Origin of the sequence: Chloroflexus sp. (assembly GCF_034432675.1) — a bacterium.
GTDB lineage: Bacteria > Chloroflexota > Chloroflexia > Chloroflexales > Chloroflexaceae > Chloroflexus.
Window position 1 is genome coordinate 30,760 of record NZ_DAOUBI010000002.1, and the last position, 20,918, is coordinate 51,677.

Here is a 20,918-nt window from a genome sequence, read left to right on the forward strand (position 1 = left end):
CTACTCATTACACAGACCCAATATTAAATATAGCGTGTGCGGATAGACGTTCAGAGAGCGTTTGCTGCCAGATTTGCCACATTCCCTACCGTTGAAATGATTTCACAATGGATTGGATTCGTATTCGTGGTGCGCGCACCCATAATTTAAAGCAGATCGATCTCGACATCCCACGCGGTAAACTCGTGGTTATTACCGGTGTTTCTGGTTCGGGAAAAAGCTCACTGGCATTCGATACCATCTTTGCTGAAGGACAGCGTCGGTACGTCGAAAGCCTGTCAGTCTATGCACGTCAGTTACTCGGCCAGCTCGAAAAGCCTGACGTTGATCTGATCGAGGGTTTATCGCCGGCAATTGCCATTGATCAAAAGGGTAGCGCTCGCAATCCACGCTCGACTGTTGGCACCGTCACCGAAATCTACGACTTTTTGCGCTTGCTGTTTGCCCGTATCGGTCAACCGCATTGCCCTCAGTGCCGTTCCCCTTTGCGTCGCTACACACCACAACAAATGGTTGACGTGATAGTCAAGCTGCCGGTTGGACGGCGCGTGCTGTTACTGGCACCTCTTACTGGCGAGAGCGAGAGCATATTGAGCGAGATTCGTCGTCGTGGTTTTGTACGCGCCCGTATTAACGGGACGGTCTACGATCTCGATGAACCGGTTCGTCTCGAGAAATACCGGCCACATACCATTGAGGCAATTGTTGATCGTCTCATCATTCGGCAGACCACCGATGGTACTCCTGCACTGGATCGAGTTCGTGTCGCCGACTCGGTCGAAACCGCACTGAAACTGAGTGGCGGTCAGCTCATTGTACAGGTCATCGACAGCGAGGAGTATCTCCTCAGCGAACGCTATACCTGTCCACAACACGGCCCACTCGACCTTGGTCAACTCGAGCCGCGCGATTTTTCGTTTAACAATCCCCAAGGCTCGTGTTCTACGTGTGCCGGTCTTGGGATTGTGCCAGAATTCGATCCGGCACTAGTCATTCCCGACCGCAATCTGCCTCTTCTCGAAGCAATTGCGCCATGGCGGGAAGGTGATGCGGATAGTCAGCGTTATTATCGCGATATCTTGCGTTCATTTGCCGACCATTTCGGCATTGATCCGACAGCACCGGTCAGTTCGCTGTCTCCCGAATGTTTGAGTGCCCTATTGTATGGTACCGGTGGTGAGCCGATCACGTTGCGCTATCATGGGAATGGGCAATCTCGCAGTGTGGAAGCCGAGTTTGAAGGAGTCATTCCCAATCTCCGGCGGCGATTAACCAGACAAGGCACTGACGGAGATCCGTCGGTGTTAGAACAGTACACCACACCTCGTGCCTGCACGGTCTGTGCCGGCACCCGCTTGCGGGCTGAAGTGCGAGCCATTCTGATCGCCGGCTACTCAATCGCCGATGTACATCAAATGACTATCGGAGAGGCGTTTGAATGGGCATCCCGGCTTGTAGAACAGGCACAACTCTCCCCACGGGATCAGACGATCGCCCGTCCAATTGTGCACGAGATTACCCAACGACTCCGCTTTTTACAAGAAGTGGGACTGGCTTACCTGACACTGGATCGGACAACCATGACCCTTAGCGGGGGTGAGATGCAGCGTGTGCGCCTGGCCACACAGTTAGGATCCGGCCTCTCAGGTGTGCTCTACGTTCTCGACGAACCGAGTAGCGGTCTGCATCTACGTGACCACGACCGTTTGCTGGCTACATTATTTCATTTGCGTGATCTTGGTAATAGTGTTATCGTGGTCGAACATGACGAAGCAACGATCCGCGCTGCTGACTGGATTGTTGACATTGGGCCAGGAGCCGGTCCTCGTGGTGGCGAAGTTGTGGTCAACGGTACCCTGCCCGACTTGTTGCAAAACCCACGCTCATTGACCGGACAATACCTGAGTGGTCAGCGACGCATTCCTCTACCTGCGTGGCGTCGTCATCCTAATGGCCGATGGCTGGAGCTGCGTGGCTGTCGGGCTAACAATCTCAAAAATATCGATGTCCGTATTCCACTTAGCTGCTTCGTAGTAGTCAGCGGTGTTAGCGGTAGTGGTAAGAGTAGCTTGATTAGTGACACACTGGCACCGCGCCTGAATCAACTGCTGCATAGCGGTAAAATGCGGGCCGGCGAACACGATGCCCTACTTGGGCTTGAGCATCTGGAACGGGTTGTCGTGGTCGACCAAAGCCCTATCGGGCGTACTCCCCGGTCAAATCCGGCGACATACAGCCGGATCTTTGACACCATTCGCCAACTGTTTGCGGCTACCAACGAGGCTAAAGCCCGTGGCTACGATGCAGCTCGCTTCAGTTTCAACGTCAAAGGTGGTCGTTGCGAACATTGTGCCGGTGAAGGGTTAATTCAGGTTGAAATGCAATTTCTCCCAGATCTGTTTGTTCCCTGTGACGTTTGCTATGGAACGCGGTATAATCGCGAAACACTGGATATTCGTTATCGTGGCCTCAATATTGCCGAGGTGCTCGACTTAACCATTGCGGACGCACTAGACTTCTTTGCCCGTGTACCGACAATTGCCGAACGGCTCCAGACATTACACGACGTCGGTCTCGATTATCTCAAGCTAGGGCAGCCGGCCCCCACCCTGAGCGGCGGCGAAGCCCAACGGATTAAACTCGCTGCTGAACTTGGCCGACGAAGCAATGGGCACACGCTCTACATTCTTGATGAACCAACAACCGGTTTGCACCTTACTGACATTGATCGTCTCCTGTTTGTCCTGCAACGTCTGGTTGACGCAGGCAATACTGTGATCGTGATTGAACATCAACTTGACCTTATTGCTGCTGCCGATTGGGTGATTGAATTAGGTCCAGAGGGGGGTGAGCGTGGCGGTTATCTGATAGGTGCTGGTCCGCCAGAAACCATTGCCGACATTCCTGTTTCGCCGACAGGCGCATATTTGCGGCAAAAACTGGCTTTCTAATCAGGCAGATGCATTAATCCGAATGTAATCTCTAAATCTTGTGTCTACAGGAGCTACAACCTATAGTACAAACAGACGATGAATCCATCCGCGCCGGCAACGGCAGAAAGGACTCGTTCGATGGAGCGGATTGTTCTGCGTGATCCAACCCTTATCCCGCCCTTCGCTGAGCCTGCCCGTGAATTGCGGATTCTCAACAAGCCACTCTGGCTCCTGCAGCGCGATCTGTTGAAGGTGTACGGTAAAAAAGCAATTGAAATTGACCATTTGGCCGAAGTCGCTGAAATACCGGCTCACGACGAGCGTTTGATCTACCGCGACAACCTCTTTTTCAATGCGGAACTGATCAACACCTTCATTCAGGAAGCCCGTGCACGTGGCACACCGGCCCAGATTGCCTTCAAGGCGACCAATCCAGCAACCGGGCAAAAGGGCGATCCCAGTATCGAGCGCCACGCTACCCAGCTTTCCCGCCATATTCGCCGGGAAGGTGACTATTATGTTGCCGATCTCTACTATCTCCCTGCTGGGAGCAATGACCTCTCACAGGCACAACCACTCGAGATCGATACGCTCAGCCACGAGATGGGCTATTACCGCATTCCAAGTTACATGGCCCATAAGGGCGATTTGACCTACCAGATTCCAATTCGGGCTTTCGTCTCTATCGAAAGCTGGCTGCATGTCTTGATGGCGAATGTTCTGATGGGCGTCTTCTCGTGGGCAGCAGCTCTCGACGTCAGGATGAGCAAGGCGCGTCTGCATAACATTCTGCGCTGGACGGCAGAAGACTGGCGACTCTTTCCGGGCAAAATAGCCTTTTCGCTGAAAGCCTTCTGGGAGAAGATCAATCCGCTGGAAGAGCAGTGGCGCAACCACTTCCTGGCTTCACGTGCGCTAGTGAAGGTAGGAAAACGCTGTTCGATTGACCCAACTGCCATCATCCATGGCCCAACGGTTATCGGTGACGATGTCTACATCGGGCCGGGTGTGGTAATAGCGAACAGCTATATTGGTAATAACGTGAACATCATGCAGGGATCACAGATCATGCTCAGCGTGGTTAGTGATCGTTGCTTCCTGCCATTCAATGCCGGTCTGTTCATGACGACACTGATGGAAAACAGCATGGTTGCCCAGAACAGTACGCTGCAACTCTGTGTTGTCGGGCGCAATACCTTCATCGGTGCCAACAATGTGTTCACCGACTTCAATCTGCAAGGTGAACTGATTAAAGTCATCCACGAAGGTGTCCCGGTCGAGGTGAATATGCCGGTACTCGGTTCAGCGGTCGGACACAACGTGAAATTAGGGAGTGGATTTGTCATATACCCTGGTCGCATGATAGAATCAAATGCTGTTATAATCTTTGACAACGAACAAAATCTGATCCGGAAGACCGTAGCCGGTCATGACCTGAACGACATCGATGAAGCAACCGGAGAACCGCGACGGATTATTTACCACTGGCCAAACGTCTATTATGATCCGGCTCGACCAGATATCAATTTACCATCAGAGGGGGATTCGCCGGTACGGATGAGTTCGCTTCGTTCTAATCAGTCTGCCGGGAATGGCCGCCTGCCCGATCACATCAGTGCGAGCCAGCGGTTATAGCCGCCGTTTCGCGAGGAGAAATCGCTGTGAGCAAAGAACGAATCCTCGTCGTTGAGGACCAGCCAGACATCTCCAGCCTGCTGAAGATATACTTCACTGCTCAGGGATATGAAGTCTATACAGCCCTACGTGGTCAGCAGGCACTTGAAATTTGTAGCAAAACGCCACCAAATCTGGCCCTGCTCGATGTCAATCTCCCGGATATGGAGGGGTATGACGTTGGACGTGCCCTTCGTGCAAGCCCGCGCACCCGCCATATTCCAATCATCTTCCTGACAGCGCGTGGTGAACGACGTGATCGGCTGATCGGATTGGGTGAAGTACAGGCTCAGTATTACATTGTGAAACCCTTCGATATCGAAGAGGTGCACACGATTGTCAAGAACCAGCTCGAAGAGGCACGTCGCCGCAATCAGTTGCATCCGATAACCAATCTACCGACGGCTGAATTGCTAAATGACCAGCTTCGCCAACTCCTGGTGGCCCCGCGCTGGGCACTGATTAATGTTCATATCAATGGCTTTGAAACGTTTACGAACGTGTACGGCGCAGTGGTTGGCGAAGATGTGCTACGCTTCGTCGCCCTGATGCTGAACGAAGTGGTAAGTGAGCTGGGTGGTAACGAAGAATTTGTTGGTCAACAATCGGTTGGTCAATCGTTCATAATTACGACGCTTCCCGAACGAAGTCATACTATCTGTGAACGCATCATTGCTCGCTTTGATGAAGAGATTGGTTTGCACTACAACTATCGGCATCGCAAACAGGGTTATATCGAGTTTGTTGATGACACCGGTGAAACTCGCCAGGCACCGTTAATGTCACTCTCCATCGGGGTCCTGACCCAGGATGATGGCCCATTTGCCGATATTCGCGAGCTGAGTGAAGTGGCTGAGGAAGTACGCCAGCGGGCACTTATACAAGCCCGTGAACAAGGTAAACGTAGCTTTGCTATCTATGGTCGCTCCTGATCAGGGGCCGGCATCCATGACCAAATGTCGATCTGCGTCTCGTTTATGCATACGAAGTAGTCCTCGGAGCAGAATAGACACCCCAGCAGGAGCGATAGTGTTACTATGAGTACGACGGTCATCGGAGCACCGACACAGGGTTGGGAGTTACTTGCCCAGTTAGCCCTGCACAGCCAACGCTCCCTCGGCCAGACCGAGCCGGCAGCGCTGTGTCAATTGATCGGTGAACTGCTCGAACGTCACCTCGGCGTTGGTGGACGTCTGGCATTACTTGCCAACGAACAAGAGATCGCCAGCGTAAACTGGGGTGAAACTCCGATAAATGGTCACGCGCTTGAATTACGTGACTCATCCCAGATCTACGGACGATTAACACTGGCGGCTGTTTTCGAGCCAGCATTTACCACGGCACTTGTTACGCAAATTACAACCCTGCTAGCAGTCTGGCAACGTGCGCGCTTGAGTGAGCGTATCGAGCAGTTGCGCACGCTGGGGTATGCGACGCTGGAAAATATCGGCGTCGGTGATATGAGTGTCGCGCTGGAACAGTTGTGCCGCCAGGCATGTACACTCTTACCGGCGAAGGCTCTGGCTCTCTACTGGTTCAACTTCAACGAGCAAATATTGACCAGAGCGGTAAGCAGCACCGGGGATTCCATCTTCCCGCCACAACTGGCAATCGCCGATAACGAAACCATCGCTCAAACGGTAACGTTTCAAACCACCCAACTGGGAATGTGGCGAAGTCGTACCCAGCGTCGTGGTGCACCCTCCTCATGGACGCTTCTGGTTGAACCGCTGACCGTTGGGGTTGAGCTGGTTGGTTTGTTGTTACTTCTCGATCCCGGCCCAGAGGCGGTTTACACAATTCAATCACTGGCACGACCATTAGCTCTGCTGCTGTACGCGACAGCTCTGCAACAACACGAAAGTCGTCATGCGCGCGAGTTGTTCGTCCTTTACGAAAATAGCCTTGAGATTGGTTCAAGTCTAGCCATTGAGGAGACAATTGCTCGTGCTACTGAAAACATGGCCGTAGCGCTGCATGCCGATTTCGGGGCAGTTTATCTCTCTCCCTCTGACCAGCCCGCTACTTTTCAGACCATTACTATCTACAGCGAACGTCATTTCGAGACAGATTATCAGGACTCAATTCCGCTTACCCCTGTCTTGCAGCAGTTGGGTGAGCGGAATGAACCGACCATGATCTCCGATACTGCCGATGCGGCGCAAACCAATCCGATAGTCGCCCACGCGGTGGCAGCCGGCTGTCATAGCGTATGGCTGGTACCGTTGCGCAGTAAAGAGCAGATGGTGGGGTTTCTGGCAATTGGATATGCCACAGCCGGCTATGTGCTCGACCAGATCGAACGCAATCTGTTGCAAGTGCTGAGTGCCCAGATTGCGACTACGGTGCAAAACCGTCGGCTCTATGATGCTGCCCAGCAGTGGGCCGGTGAATTGGAGCGTTTACAACAGATTAATCAGCTTCTTGCTGCTGACCTGTCACTTGAAGAGACGCTTGAAGCAACGTTGACTGGGGCGGCGAAGCTGGTTCATTTCAGCGGTGGCCGGATCACCCTCTTCGATGAGCGTAATCAGCGTCTACGGGTTGCCTATCAGCAACATCTGCGTTGTCAGGTGGGTGACGAAAGTGACACCCTTAGCTCCTGGTTGATTCGTCATCAACGTCTGTTGCAGATTGATGATCTAAGTCAGCCACCAGCCTGGCTGGGTGTCCTCGATGACATCAGTGGGCTAACGTTGAGTAGCAATCTCCACGCACGGAGCTATTTAGGTGTCCCTTTACGCAGTGGTAACACGCTGCTCGGTACACTTGAACTGGTTTCAACCCAGGTAAACGATTTCAATGCCGAAGATGAACGCCTGATCGGTATTTTAGCCGGTCAGTCAGCACGGGCAATTGCGAATGCCAATCGGTTTGCCCAGGTCGACAGTAGCCTGCGACAGCGGATTGAGCAATTGCGGGCCTTACAGCGAATCGGTAGCCAACTGGCAATCACGCTCAATCAGGATGAAATTCTGGCATTTGTGCTCGAACAGGCACTGCGTGCAACTGGTGCCAGCCATGGCCTGATTGCATTACGAGTGACGGTGAATCGCTCACACGCTGTATCGGGTGAACGGTTGCCACGGCCAGCTGAGAATGATCTGGAAACGGAGAGCTACACTTTCGTCATCGTCGAAGTTATTGGTTATGCCCCTCCGATCCGTAGCCAGATGTTGGGCAGCCAGCTCGATCATGCCATTTTGACGGCTCAGGAAGCGCTGACTCGCCGCGAGATGGCTCTCAGTGATTATCTGGGAGAACATGAGCGTAGCGCTTTACACTGCCCTACAGCGAATTCAGCGCTGGCAGCACCAATTTTCTACCAGGGTAGTGTGGATGGTCTGGTATTATTGATGGCTGAGCAGCCCCGCCATTTCGACTTTGAAGCGAGTGAATTCGTGCGGGCGTTGACACACCAGGCGGCCATCGCGATCGGCAATGCGCAGCATTACCTGGAGCTTGAGCACATGGCGAAAATGCTGCAACGTCGGGCAGACATTTTGAGCGATGTGCTCGAGATCGGTCAGGCTATGCGTGCCGATCAATCATTGGCCAGTTTGCTGGAACAGATCGGATACAGCATAATCGATGCGCTCGGTCTACGCACGGTACTCTTCTGCCTGAGCCGGCTCGACGATCAAAATCGGCTATATCTGGAGGTGGCTGCCGGTATTCCTCTGGCTGAGCAAGCCAGACTGGCCCAACACCCCATTGATCTGGACCTGGTGACGCGCTACCTTGATCCGCGTTTCCGCATGGGTCGAGTCTATTTTGTCCCGGCTGAAGAGGCGCATAAGCTGGAAGCAGGCTTTGATACCGGTATCTTCGATTACCATCCATTCGTAGATGAACGAGGTACTGACGAGTGGCAACTTGATGATCGACTCTGCGTGCCCCTCTACTCAACTGAGGGCATGCTGCTGGGCATCATCTTTGCCAGCGACAACGAAAATCGCCGGCGTCCAACTGCCCGTGAAATAGAGCCACTGGAAATCTTCGCCGATCAGGCTGCGATAGTGATCGAAAACCATCTCTTGCTGCGCGAGGCCCGTGATCGGGCAGAAGAGATGGCAGCACTCTTTCACGTTGGCGCAGCAGCCACTTCGACAACTGATCTCGACATCCTGCTGGAACGGGTCTATCAAGAGATCGTAGCATTCCTCGGTACACCCGACTTCTTCTATCTTGTCAGCTACAATCCTGATCAGGATACTGTCCGCTTTGAATTGTTCAAACAGCGCGGCGAACGTGTAGCCGGGCTTGAGAAATATGTTGCCCCCAAAACTGGCCTGATCGCTAAAATTATTGACGAGGGCAACCCCATACGGATCGATGATCTGTTGACCAGCGATCTGCGGAATGAAGCTCGTTTCCTGGTAAGTGAGGGGCAACAGATACGTTCGTGGCTTGGCGTGCCACTGATTAGCCAGGGTGCGGTTATCGGCGTGCTCTCCGTCCAGAGCGAAATGCCGGGTGCCTTTAATGAGCGCACGTTGCGTTTCCTGTCGGCATTAGCCAATCAACTGGCGATAGCACTGGAAAACGCCCGTTTGTTTGCTGAACGTGAACAGCGGATCGCTGAACTGAATATTATCAATCGCATCGGGCAGATCATTGCGTCTACCCTTGATCAGCGGCAAATGCTGCGTGCTGTGTACAAACACATTCAGGCTTTCTTGAGCCTGGACTCGTTCGTAGCGTTTCTGTACGATCCCGAACATGACGAAATGACCCTGTGCTACGAAGTCGATGAGGGGGTAGAGAAATTCACCGATCATCGTCAGCCATCCATGCCGGGAAGTTTGACCGAATACATCATCCGCACACGTCAATCGTTGCAATTCGTTGATCTGAGTAAAGAACTGGAGCAATCCGATTTTCGCTTTAGACCGGTACAGTTTGGTACGGATCGCCGTTCAGCGGCATGGCTTGGCGTACCGTTGCTGATCGGTGATCAGACGGTGGTTGGTGTGCTGGCTGTGATGAGCTATACGCCTGGTATCTACCGAGATCGCGAGCGTGAATTTCTAACGACCATTGCCAATCAACTGGCGCTCGGTGTTCAGAATGCCCGTTTGCTCGAACAGGCCCAGACTCAGGTTGAGCAGTTAGCCATTCTCAACCGGGTGGCAACTACAACTAACGCACTGACCGATTTAAAGGCGATCTATCAAGAGATTGTGAACGCCATAGGAGCTATCACCGGCGTTGATCAGGTGCGGATGGTGATGTATGACCGGGCCAGTGGATATGCACCGGCGGTAGCCGAGTATGTTGATAGTGGATTGCTCGATCAAATACGTATTCAACTCTTTGACAATCCGTCGATTGATTGGCTGGATCGAGAGAAGCGACCACTTGTCTCGGAAGATGCTCAACATGACCCATTATTTGCACCATTACATTCTATCTTCCGTGAACTGGACATTCGCTCAGTTGGGATTATTCCAATTATCTTGAATGACGAAGTGATCGGTACTGTCGGGTTAGATTTTGTTGGCCGAACGGGGGGCTTCTCGCCCCAAATTCTGGAACTGTGTCAGACTATTGCCAGCCAGACCAGTACTGCGATTGCGCGTGCCCGTGCGACAGTCGAGGCGCAGCGTAGTGCCGAGGCAACCCGTCAGAAGGTGCGTGAGCTTTCCACCCTGCTCGATGCAGCACGCATCTTGTCGTCACTGCTACGGCCCCAGGAAGTGCTCAATAAACTGATGGAGCTGGTGAGCCGGCAGTTGAACGTGACCACAGTCGCCCTCTGGACAATCGGTGAAGGAAATGTATTGGCGCCAGCGGCACTCGATGGTATCCCCGTCGAGCAGGGCCGCAATATGCGGGTACCGATTGGCCAGGGGTTTACCGGACGGGTTGCCGAGACCGGGCAGCCGTTGATTATCGAAGATGTCAATTCACTGGGTGGTTCGCTCTATCCAAATTACCAGCAGCGTAACAACCTTATTTCGTTCATGGGTGTGCCGGTCATCTACCGCGAGCAAATCATCGGTGTGCTCAGTGTGATGACCAATTACCGACGGCAGTTTACCAACGATGAGATGCTGTTGTTGGCAGGTCTGGCCGACCAGGCCGCAATTGCGCTCGAAAACGCCCGTCTCTTTGAAGAGCGTGAACAGCGAATTTCGGAATTAACGATCATCAATCGCATCAGTGCTGCCGTTAATGCTTCACTTGATATTTATGAATTAATCGAACGCTTGCATCAAGGTATCGGCGAGATTATCGATACCAGTACCTCTCTGATCGGGTTGTACGATGAATCAACCAACACGATCAGCTATCCCATCGCGTATGATCGTGGCACGCGGCTTTTCCTCGAACCACGACCGCTGGGTGGTGGTACGAATGGTTGGGTCATTCGCAACCGCCGGCCATTGCTGTTGGGGACGGCTGCGGCTGCGCGGTCTATGGGGCTGGTTGTTGATCAGGGCCGGGTCGGTGATGATCAAGGGATTGAGGAATCCTACCTGGTTGTGCCGATTATTTACGGTGATCAGGTACTGGGGGTCGTCAACATTCAGAGTTACTCCCAGCATGCGTTTGATGAAAATGATCTTCGCTTCGTCACAACGATCACGAATCAGGCGGCAGTAGCCCTCAACAACGCTCGTCTCTTTAGCGAGATTCGCCAAAATGCCAGCGAAATGAGTACGCTGTTCGAGGTGTCGCAGAGCCTGTCGGGAACCCTCGATCCGGATACGATCCAGATGCTGTTGGCCGATGCAGCAGTTCGCTTGTTGCGGGCTGAACTGGCAGCAGTACTACGCCTTGATCGCCGCGGCAACATTGAACGCCAGGTACTGATTGACGGTGTTGAATTTCGGGAAGACCTATTCATCGATTTTCGGCGCAACGGGTTAACTGCCAGCCTTTTGCGGCGCGATCAGCCGATTGCGATTAGTGACCTGGCCGATTTCGATAATGGCGACCATCATGCGCTCAAACTAGGGGTACGGAGCGCATTGGGGGTTGCCGTCGGGCCTATCGAAGAACGGCTGGCTGTAATCTGGGTGGGGATGCGCACGCCGCACGAATGGACGTCACACCAGTCTTCACTATTGTCAATCTTGGCGAATCAGGCCGGTCAGGCGCTCAAGAGCGCACAGCTCTTCGCCCTTGAGCAAAAACGACGGTACCAGGCCGACATGTTGCGCGAAGTTGCCCAATCGTTTACCTCGACGCTGGCACTGCGCGAAATTCAGACCCTGGTGCTCACCCAGTTGCAACGGATCGTGCGTTACGACCATGCCGCAGTGCTCTTGCGCGATGAGGAGTATGGTGATCTGCGGGTTGGCGAAGAACGCGGCTTTGGCGTTACAACATCTCTTGTTAAGACCATTGTATTGGAGAGTAGTAGCCTGTTCCAGGCTATGGCTATCGATCATCAACCGGTCTTGATAGCAAATACGCACCAGGACCCGCGCTTCAACGAATTGCGACGCTTTGGATGGCAAGACGGTTCATGGATTGGTGCGCCACTGCTGGTCGATAATGAACTAGTTGGGGTGTTAACCATCAGCACGGGTGAGCCAGATGTCTACGACGAAGAGATGCTGGCGGTGATTTTCACTATTGCCAGTCAGGCCAGTCAGGCAATTCAGAATGCGCGCCTGTTTGACCAGATCAGTAATCTGGCCTCCGCTCTGGAGGTTCGGGTTCGTGAGCGGACTGCCGAACTAGAACAGGCAACACGACTGCTTTCGGAAGAGAAGGAACGTCTGGAGGCAGTTAACCGGATTACGCTGGAATTGACAACGCAGCTTGACTTGAACTTGATTATTCAGCGTGCTCTGGAGTTAACATCCGAGAATCTAGGTGTGGAGCGTGGTTCGCTCATGCTGCGCGATCCGGTAACCGGCGAATTGTTCTGTCGGGCAGTATTGCATGGGCGTGGTCAGGCCGAAATTGCCAACATCCCGCTACGCTTTACCGATGGTACTGAAGGGCTGGCCGGTTGGATCATCCGGCATCTGGAAGCAGTCAATATTCCCGATGTCAAACACGATCCGCGCTGGCTCAAAGAACCGGGCCGGGCTGACGATGTGCAATCGGTAGCCGGTGTGCCACTGCAAACCGGTGATAACGCGATTGGTGTTCTCATCCTGTCAAGCGCACAACGCCACTATTTCAGTGTGTCACAGATGAACCTGCTTGGTACAGTGGCCAGTGTGATCGCTGCTGCAGTGAATAATGCGCAGCTCTACAACTTCATCAATGATCTGGCGCTCCGCAACGCTGTGTTGCTTGAAGAACAGCGCGAAGAAACCTCAAAGAGTGCGGCAGTATTCCGCTCGATGACCGAGGGTGTGATTGTGCTTGATAATCGCCAGCAGATCACCCTCTTCAACCCTGCTGCCGAGCAAGTGCTGGATATACCTGCCGGCAAAGTTCTCAACCAGCCATTACAGCAACTGGCCATTATCGGCGATGATGAGATCGGTCGCCGACGTGCCCAGACGATTTACAACGGGATTGTGCAAGGTCTGCGCCGAATGCGGGAGAGCCAGGGGATTTTCAGTACATCAGTTGATCTCACCGATCCCTCACAGGTGATCGCTGTCAATATTGCACCGGTACGTGGCCCTAATGGCCAGCATTACGGGGAGGTTGTCGTTCTCCGTGACATCACCCGTGAGATCGAGGCCGATAAAGAGAAGCGGCAGTTCATCTCGGATGTCAGTCACGAATTGCGAACGCCGCTCACGGCCATCAAGGGTTATGTTGATGTGCTCTTACTCACCGCCAGCCTGAATCTGACGCCAGATCAGATTAACTATCTGACGATTATCAAGAACAATACCAACCGGCTGCGTGCATTGATTGAAGACATTCTGGAGTTCTCGCGACCCGACTCGAAGAAGAAGCTCACCTTTACCCAGGTTGAGATTCCAGCAGTGATTGACGAAGTGGTGCAATCACTGCGGCTCGAATATGAGCGCAAGGGGATGACAGTACGGATTGATGCTCCACCAACCCTGCCACCGGTTACTGCCGATCAAAAACGTGTGAGCCAGATCATCTTCAATCTCTTTTCCAACGCGGTGAAATATACCTACGAAGGCGGTTCGATCACCGTGCGTGCCTTCCTCAATCGGGCGAATATGATGCAAATTGAGGTAGAAGACACTGGCGTAGGTATGTCACCTGAACAATTGAAGAAGTTGTTCCGCCCATTCTATCGGGCCGACAATCCACTGCGTGATATAGCCGGTGGCACCGGTCTGGGACTAAGCATTGCCAAACAACTGGTGGAAATGCACGGTGGCGAGATTTGGGTAACGAGTGAATTAGGAAAGGGAAGCACATTTGCTTTTGCAATTCCGCTACAGCAAGAGACAAATGGCTCATACACCGAGGAGGTGGAGGTATGAGCGTTATCCACCTCGATAACCGCCTGGCACACTACGAAGTCTTTGGTCGTGGTCAGCCAATCATCTTTCTGCATAGCTGGATCGGTTCGTGGCGCTATTGGGTGCCAATTATGGATATTGCCTCAGAGCGCCATCGCGCCTACGCCTTTGACTTCTGGGGGTTTGGCGAAAGCGACCGTCGTGGTGACCAGTTTACCGTGCTGACGTATGTCGAGATGTTGATTCAATTTATGGATCGTCTTGGTATTGTGCGCGCTACCCTAGTGGGTCACGGCATGGGGGGCATGGTCGCGATCCTCGCCGCTCATCAACATCCTGAGCGCTTCAACCGTCTGCTCACTGTCTGTACGCCATTACACGGTCAGGTGTTAGCGCAACACATCAAGCCGGGCACACTCTCGCGACTGTTGGGGATGAATACCAGCCAGAATGGCTGGGTGCGCATGGTGCGCACGTTACAGGTGGCAGATGCTGAAATTCAACAGGAGATTGAAGAAGACACGTCGAGCCTGAGTGAGAAGGTGTTGTCACAGGTTCATGAGTCGTTGTTAGAGACCGATCTCCGGCCATACATTATCTCCTTGCAAACGCCATTGCTGGCGGTCTACGGTGGGAAAGACCCGATTGTTAATGCTGCCCATGCAGTATTTCTGAACGAACTGGCAGAGCGTCCGATCCAGTTGGTTGTGCTGCCTAAAGCCAGTCACTTTCCGTTTCTCGAACAGGCGAATACGTTTGGCCGGTTGTTACTCGATTTTCTGGTCTCGCAGGGGACCGCGATTGAGATCAAAGAAGAGTGGCGTCGCCGTGTCAATCAGCGGGAGTATTTGTGACCTCTGAGTAGTGAAGACGGAAAGCAGGACAGGTGACTCTGACACATTCACTTACCGATACAGCATCAGGCGGTGAATGACACTAACACTAGCCTTCTGACCTCTCCACGTAATACCAGCGTCTGTTGTAAAGACATGCCTCTTTCAGGTGTATTCCTGTGCTGAAGCACACCGGTGAGTTGCTGGTGGGTTATTACCGGCGCGGAAGTGCTGGCTCCACGTATCTGCGCTTAGGTGTGGCGGCAGCGTGATGGGTGGATCACGTGCCGAGCTTGTGCTGCTCCCGGCAGTGATATGGGACACGCCCTCACTCTAACCCGTCCCGTTGGGAGCATGAGTAAACTGTCCAGCGTGTTTTAGCAGTGCATGCATTTCCAGGTGGTGGACGAGCCAGCGGCTCGCGCTCCCAAGGGGGGATACCGGTGCTTGCCTGTGGTGCTGCATTGTTCAGAGGTGCAGCATGAGGGTGATGGTTGGCTGACGTGGAATCTTATGACACCAGATGTAATGCAAAGAGGGGCGGATGTCAGTCCCGTCCCTCTTCTTCTCAACACACACCTCACGCATCAGACCAGTTCGGCAAGGCGCTCGCGTAGCCGGGCCAGGGCTGCCTGTGCAGCTTCCAGCCCTTCACGCTCGCGCTGGACGACATGGGGAGGGGCTTTGCTGATAAAACTTTCGTTGTTTAGCCGGGCTGTACGCCGAGCCACATCAGCTTCAGCCTGGGCCAGCTCTTTCTGCAAGCGCGCCTGTTCTGCGGCGAGATCGATCATACCGGCCAGCGGTAGGAAGCATTCCACCGAGCCGATTACTATCGAAGCCGCCTGTCGCGGTCGTTCGGCCAGTTCGCTCACGATCACCAGATCACCGGCTGCAACACGGGCCAGTCGGCTAATTAGCGCAGCCTGTGCCTGCAAAAGGTCGGCGCGGTTGCCGGCAACGACCGTCGCTGCAACTAGCTTCGCCGGTTCAACTTTGTACTCACTGCGCACGTTGCGGATTGCCACGATCAAGGATTGGACTAATGACCAATCGGCTTCTGCCGCTTCATCACGCATCGCTGCCAGTGGCGCCGGTTCTGGATACATCGCATAACTGATTGTGCGCAGCCCAAGCCCGGCAAAAGGTGTGGTCGGTTCAGGATCAGGCCGTTGGTAGGCTTCGGTCAGGTATTGCCAGACCTCCTCGGTGACGAATGGCATGAAGGGATGGAGCAGGCGCAAGCTACCGTCGAGTACGGTGAACAGCACGCGCCGTGTCAATTCGTTCCGCTGTTCACCACCTTCGAGTTGCACTTTGGCAATCTCAACGTACCAGTCGGCAAACTCGCTCCAGAGAAAATCGTGAATCTGGCGACCGGCTTCGCCGAAATTGTAGCCTTCCATCAGGCGATCCACCTCAGCCACCAGATGGGCATAGCGCGAGAGGATCCAGCGGTCGGCCAGGGTATAGTCTGCGGTCTGGAGCGACTCGGCAGTCACTTTGCTGGATTCGGTGCGTGGCAGATTACCAAGCTTACTGATAACGAAGCGGGTAATGTTCCAGATTTTATTGGCAAAATTGCGTGCCGACTCAATGCGCTGGGGGTTCAGGTTCACATCCTGACCGGGCGTACCGCTAGTCACCAGCGTATAACGTAGCGCATCGGCACCGTACTGCTCAATGATTTCGAGTGGATTGACCACATTACCGAACGACTTCGACATCTTGCGGCCATGCTCATCACGCACCAGGCCGTGCAGATAGACGGTGTGGAAGGGTGGCTGACCGGTGAAGTAGCAGCCCATCATTATCATCCGGGCCACCCAGAAGAAGAGAATGTCGTACCCGGTCTCCATCACGCTGGTGGGATAGAACCGGCGGTAATCGTTGGTTTCGTCGGGCCATCCAAGCGTACTGAACGGCCACAGACCTGAGCTGAACCAGGTGTCGAGGACATCGGGGTCTTGCACACCCTCAGCCGGTGGTGGCTCGTCGGGGCCGGGCACTACAATCGACCCATTAGGCATATACCAGACCGGAATTCGATGCCCCCACCAGAGCTGACGCGAGATACACCAGTCTTCGATGTTTTCGAGCCAGTGGAAATAGACCTTCTCGAAGCGTTCGGGCACGATTCGCACCCGGCCATCGCGCACTGCAGCAATCGCCAGATCGGCCAGCGGACGAGTCCGCACGAACCACTGTTCCGAGAGGAGTGGTTCAATGATCTCGCCGCCACGCTGACTAATCCCGACATTCATCTTGTGCGGCTCGGTCTTGATCAGCAGTCCTTCGCGTTCGAGATCAGCGAGGATGGCCTTACGGCACTCAAAGCGATCTAGACCAACGTAAGGGCCACCGGCCTCGTTGATCGTCGCGTCAGGATTGAGAATATTGATCATCGGCAAGTGATGACGCTTGCCGATTTCGTAGTCATTCTTGTCGTGGGCGGGTGTGATCTTGACTGCCCCAGAGCCGAATTCGGGATCAACGTACTCATCGGCAATAATCGGCAGCGGACGGGCGAGCGCCGGCAGAATCGCCTCTTGGCCGACCAGATGGGCATAGCGCGGATCGCCGGGTGCAACCGCCACCGCTGTATCACCCAAAATCGTCTCAGGGCGCGTAGTCGCCACAGTGATAAACTCCGTTGCACCAGCCGCCCACTGCCCCGATCCCCAGGGTGCCGTCGGGCTGGCCCAATCTGCTGTGCGAACGGGATAGCGCACGTACCAGATGGAAACGTTGCGCTCTTCGTATTCTACTTCGAGATCGCTAACCGCCGTCTGCAATTTGGGCGACCAGTTGACCAGATAGGTGCCGCGATAGATCAGGCCATCGTCGTACAATCGTTTGAAGGCGGTATGCACAGCGCGGGACAGACCGGGATCGAGCGTAAAGCGCTCGCGTGACCAATCACACGATGCCCCTAACCGCCGCAACTGGCGCGTGATCTCACCACCGTACTTCTCTTTCCATTCCCAGGTACGGCGTAAGAACTCTTCACGACCAACCGCCTGACGTGAGGTGCCTTCCCGTTCGAGCAGCTTCTCGACCTGGGTTTGGGTAGCAATCCCGGCGTGATCGGTACCAGGTACCCAGAGCGTCTGATAGCCCTGCATACGTCGCCAGCGAATGAGCAGATCTTCGATGGCGACAAACATCGCGTGGCCGAGATGCAACTCACCGGTCACGTTGGGTGGCGGGATCGAGATCACAAACGGGGGACGAGGAGCATCATCACGTGGCGCGAAGAGACCATTGCGCTCCCACCATTCATAGAGTCGCTGCTCGACGAGCCGATGCTCGTAGGCTTTATCCATCTCTAACGGACGGGCAGCAGTCGAATCGGTCATATATGCCTCAACAAATAGCAATACGACAACGTCATAATATTGTCAATATTATACCAGTCTTTGCGGAAAGACGGGTATAGACTGGCCGGGGTCAACATTCCCTGATCTCAAGTACAATGGAAACAGAGTGATCATTCAGGACTGACATACCCACTGAGGCGTTATGCAACAACCGCTCATTCAACTCAACAATATTACCAAAGTGTACGTGATGGGAGAAACCGAAGTCCACGCGCTACGAGGGATTTCGCTGAGTATTCAGCAAGGTGAGATGGTCGCAATTATGGGGCCATCAGGGAGTGGAAAAAGTACGCTGATGAATATCATCGGCTGTCTTGATCGGCCAACATCCGGCGAGTATTTGCTGGAGGGGGTAAATGTTGGTGAGCTAAGTGATGATGAGCTGGCGATCATTCGTAATGAGAAGATTGGGTTTGTCTTTCAGCAATATATGCTGCTCCAGCGCACAACAGCACTACGGAATGTTGAACTGCCAATGCTTTATGGCAGAGGGCGGCCTGATCGCCAGGAACGGGCGCGACGCGCATTAGAAGCGGTAGGCATGGGAGACCGGCTCCACCACCGGCCAAACGAGTTATCCGGTGGCCAGCAGCAACGGGTAGCCATTGCACGAGCGCTGGTCAACGAGCCACGGATCATCATGGCTGATGAGCCAACCGGTGCTCTTGACACCCGTACCGGCGCAGAGATTATGGGCATCTTTCAGCGGTTGAATGCTGAACAAGGGATTACAGTCATCCTTGTTACCCATGAACACGACGTTGCCCAATACGCCAAGCGCATTATCAGCGTGCGCGATGGTGTGATTGCAGACGACCAGCCGGTTAAACAGCGTGCCATGGTGTGAGGGTAAGGTGGCATACACTAGTGCGCTGCGGATGATTCTTCATCCGCAGCGCTTGCTGTTTCTGATGTGTGAACGTAGTGCTAAGCGTTGAGCTGACGACTATCTCTACTGACAATCAGCTTTGCTGTTTACACTGACATCGCAAGATTGATGTGACGAGCAGGAGCTACACGGTTGTGCGCCCCTACGTGCATTGGCGATTGACCGCAATCGAGCTATCTAACCACACGTGCCGGCGTGCTGCCCAAACCGCAATGCTGAAGCGGTTTAGTTCCTTCAAGCATTGGAGTCCTGTATCCCCAACTCGCGTTATGATAGGGCAGGAATTGATTGTCGGTATGGAGATGAATGTATGTTTCAACCAACACGATGGGGCGGGTTCGTTCTGATAGCAGTATGCTTGACCATAGCGGTGATCGCGCCTCCATCGCTGCACGCGGCGCATAGTGTTACCTTTTCGGCAATACCTGAACAGACGATTACCGGCGATCACGGGTCATCACGACTACGCCAGGAGCCTGAGCAATCCCCTATCAGTGCCTTGTTCAATCGCTACGCCATCTGGCTACTGCTGGTGTTTTGCAGTTCGATGCTGGCATTACTCGGTGCCGCCGCTATCGCGGCACGGATGCGGCGGATTGCCGGCGGTGACGATGAGAAGTAGTATGCAGCGAAACCAGTAAACCTTTCGCCTCTTCAGGCGGATATTGACCCATTTGTGAAGTTTGGCTTTTTCGTGGACGCAGGGAGGTGGTGAGCACTACTATCAGACGCTGGTGACTCTTGGTTACTTGCCGTGGTGCGAGTGGTTTTGGGGGAAGGCCACTGGATACTCCTACGCCCTGGCCGCCGCCAGCGCGGCGTTGATGATGGCAATGATCGGGTGCGCTTGTTTCAGCCAATCGTTTGTGGACGGCGTCCAAAGCGACCAACATTCCTCGGTGTCCCATAGGGCAGCCCAGTAGTTGCGCCACAGGGTGGTGAAACGCCAGCGCTCTGCCTCAGGTTAGCGAGCAATGCGGGCACGACGATTTGGGAGGGCTGCTTCCTGGTCATGGCGTGCCTCCTGGATGGTGATCGTGGTTGCTGGTACTGACTCACCATACCAGCTTGGGGCGAGCCGGAGGCTCATGCTCTCAGGATGCAGAGTAGTGCTGATCGTACCATGCTTCTATGCTACCAGGTTTGATATTACCGGTGGAGCACCTGGCCGCATTTTAGCCTGGGTATGACTGCGCGATGCACATCTTTGCGCAAGAGTTGGAGTAAACAGTAAAGAGACGAGGCAGTCTATCGTCACCTCGTCTCTTTTCCGTTCTACCTGATAAGCTTAACCACAGCGCTATGACTTCACGTGAAATGTGGCAACCAGCCTGCCGAACTGGAGTTTTGTGCCGTCACTGATCGGTGTTGGCGTCTGCGGTTCGATGCGCTGCCCGTTGACACGGGTATGGTTGGTACTGTTGAGATCAACAATACTCCACTGATTGCCGATATGGACAATCTTTGCGTGTTGACGGCTCACGCCGCCTAATTCGCCGCCGTATGGGGTTAGATCGATTTCCGGAAAAATATTACTCACCGGGTCTTCTCGCCCGATAATATACTCACTCCTGCCCGGTGCTAATGTGATCTCACTCCCATTGGCTAATACCAGAGATGCCTCTGGGGCAGGAAGAATTGAGATTGGTGTGCCGATGGGTGTTGGTGCTGCCGGATGCGCGACCGCAGCAGGCGCAGGTGTTGGAGCGTTTCCTAACAGCGCCGAAAGTTCAGCCTCGGTTTTAGCCAGTTCAGCCCGCGCTGCATCGAGACCGGCGAGGATAAAAGCAGGGACGCTGCCTGCCGGATAGCGGGCTGCCATCTGTTCGTACTGCGCCACTGTT

General features: G+C 53.9%; 9 protein-coding genes. 7 read left to right on the plus strand and 2 right to left on the minus strand.

The features are described from left to right. Window positions 1-107: 107 nt before the first annotated feature. The 5 genes from uvrA (at window position 108) to VAE55_RS00640 (ending at window position 14,826) form a co-directional block, all read left to right on the plus strand. A complete protein-coding gene (uvrA, locus tag VAE55_RS00620; protein ID WP_322813891.1) occupies window positions 108-2,951 on the plus strand; it encodes an excinuclease ABC subunit UvrA in 2,844 nt (947 codons plus the stop codon). Window positions 2,952-3,071: 120 nt separating this feature from the next. Then, a complete protein-coding gene (locus VAE55_RS00625) occupies window positions 3,072-4,568 on the plus strand; it encodes a multidrug transporter (protein WP_322813892.1) in 1,497 nt (498 codons plus the stop codon). Window positions 4,569-4,594: 26 nt separating this feature from the next. Beyond that, window positions 4,595-5,539, plus strand: coding sequence for a response regulator (locus tag VAE55_RS00630; protein ID WP_322813893.1), 945 nt, complete (start codon window positions 4,595-4,597; stop codon window positions 5,537-5,539). Window positions 5,540-5,644: 105 nt separating this feature from the next. Further along, the gene (locus VAE55_RS00635) at window positions 5,645-13,993 is read left to right on the plus strand and encodes a GAF domain-containing protein (RefSeq protein ID WP_322813894.1); all 8,349 of its coding nucleotides are present in this window, start codon (window positions 5,645-5,647) and stop codon (window positions 13,991-13,993) included. Next, window positions 13,990-14,826 (plus strand): alpha/beta hydrolase, encoded by an 837-nt coding sequence (locus VAE55_RS00640; RefSeq protein WP_322813895.1) that lies wholly within the window; start codon window positions 13,990-13,992, stop codon window positions 14,824-14,826. Before VAE55_RS00635 ends, VAE55_RS00640 begins: the two co-directional genes overlap by 4 nt. A gap of 566 nt (window positions 14,827-15,392) precedes the next feature. Here the strand turns inward: VAE55_RS00640 and VAE55_RS00645 are convergent. After that, window positions 15,393-18,164 (minus strand): valine--tRNA ligase, encoded by a 2,772-nt coding sequence (locus tag VAE55_RS00645; RefSeq protein WP_322813896.1) that lies wholly within the window; start codon window positions 18,162-18,164, stop codon window positions 15,393-15,395. Window positions 18,165-18,327: 163 nt separating this feature from the next. On the opposite strand from VAE55_RS00645, the gene VAE55_RS00650 reads away from it, so the two are divergent. Both VAE55_RS00650 and VAE55_RS00655 read left to right on the plus strand, forming a co-directional pair. Continuing rightward, the gene (locus tag VAE55_RS00650; protein ID WP_322813897.1) at window positions 18,328-19,032 is read left to right on the plus strand and encodes an ABC transporter ATP-binding protein; all 705 of its coding nucleotides are present in this window, start codon (window positions 18,328-18,330) and stop codon (window positions 19,030-19,032) included. A 352-nt stretch (window positions 19,033-19,384) separates the two neighbouring features. Next, on the plus strand, window positions 19,385-19,696 hold the full coding sequence (locus VAE55_RS00655; protein WP_322813898.1) for a hypothetical protein: 312 nt from the start codon (window positions 19,385-19,387) through the stop codon (window positions 19,694-19,696). 678 nt (window positions 19,697-20,374) lie between these two features. On the opposite strand, the gene VAE55_RS00660 is transcribed toward VAE55_RS00655, so the two are convergent. After that, window positions 20,375-20,918 (minus strand): FHA domain-containing protein (locus VAE55_RS00660; protein WP_322813899.1); only part of this gene is annotated, 544 nt, incomplete at its 5' end.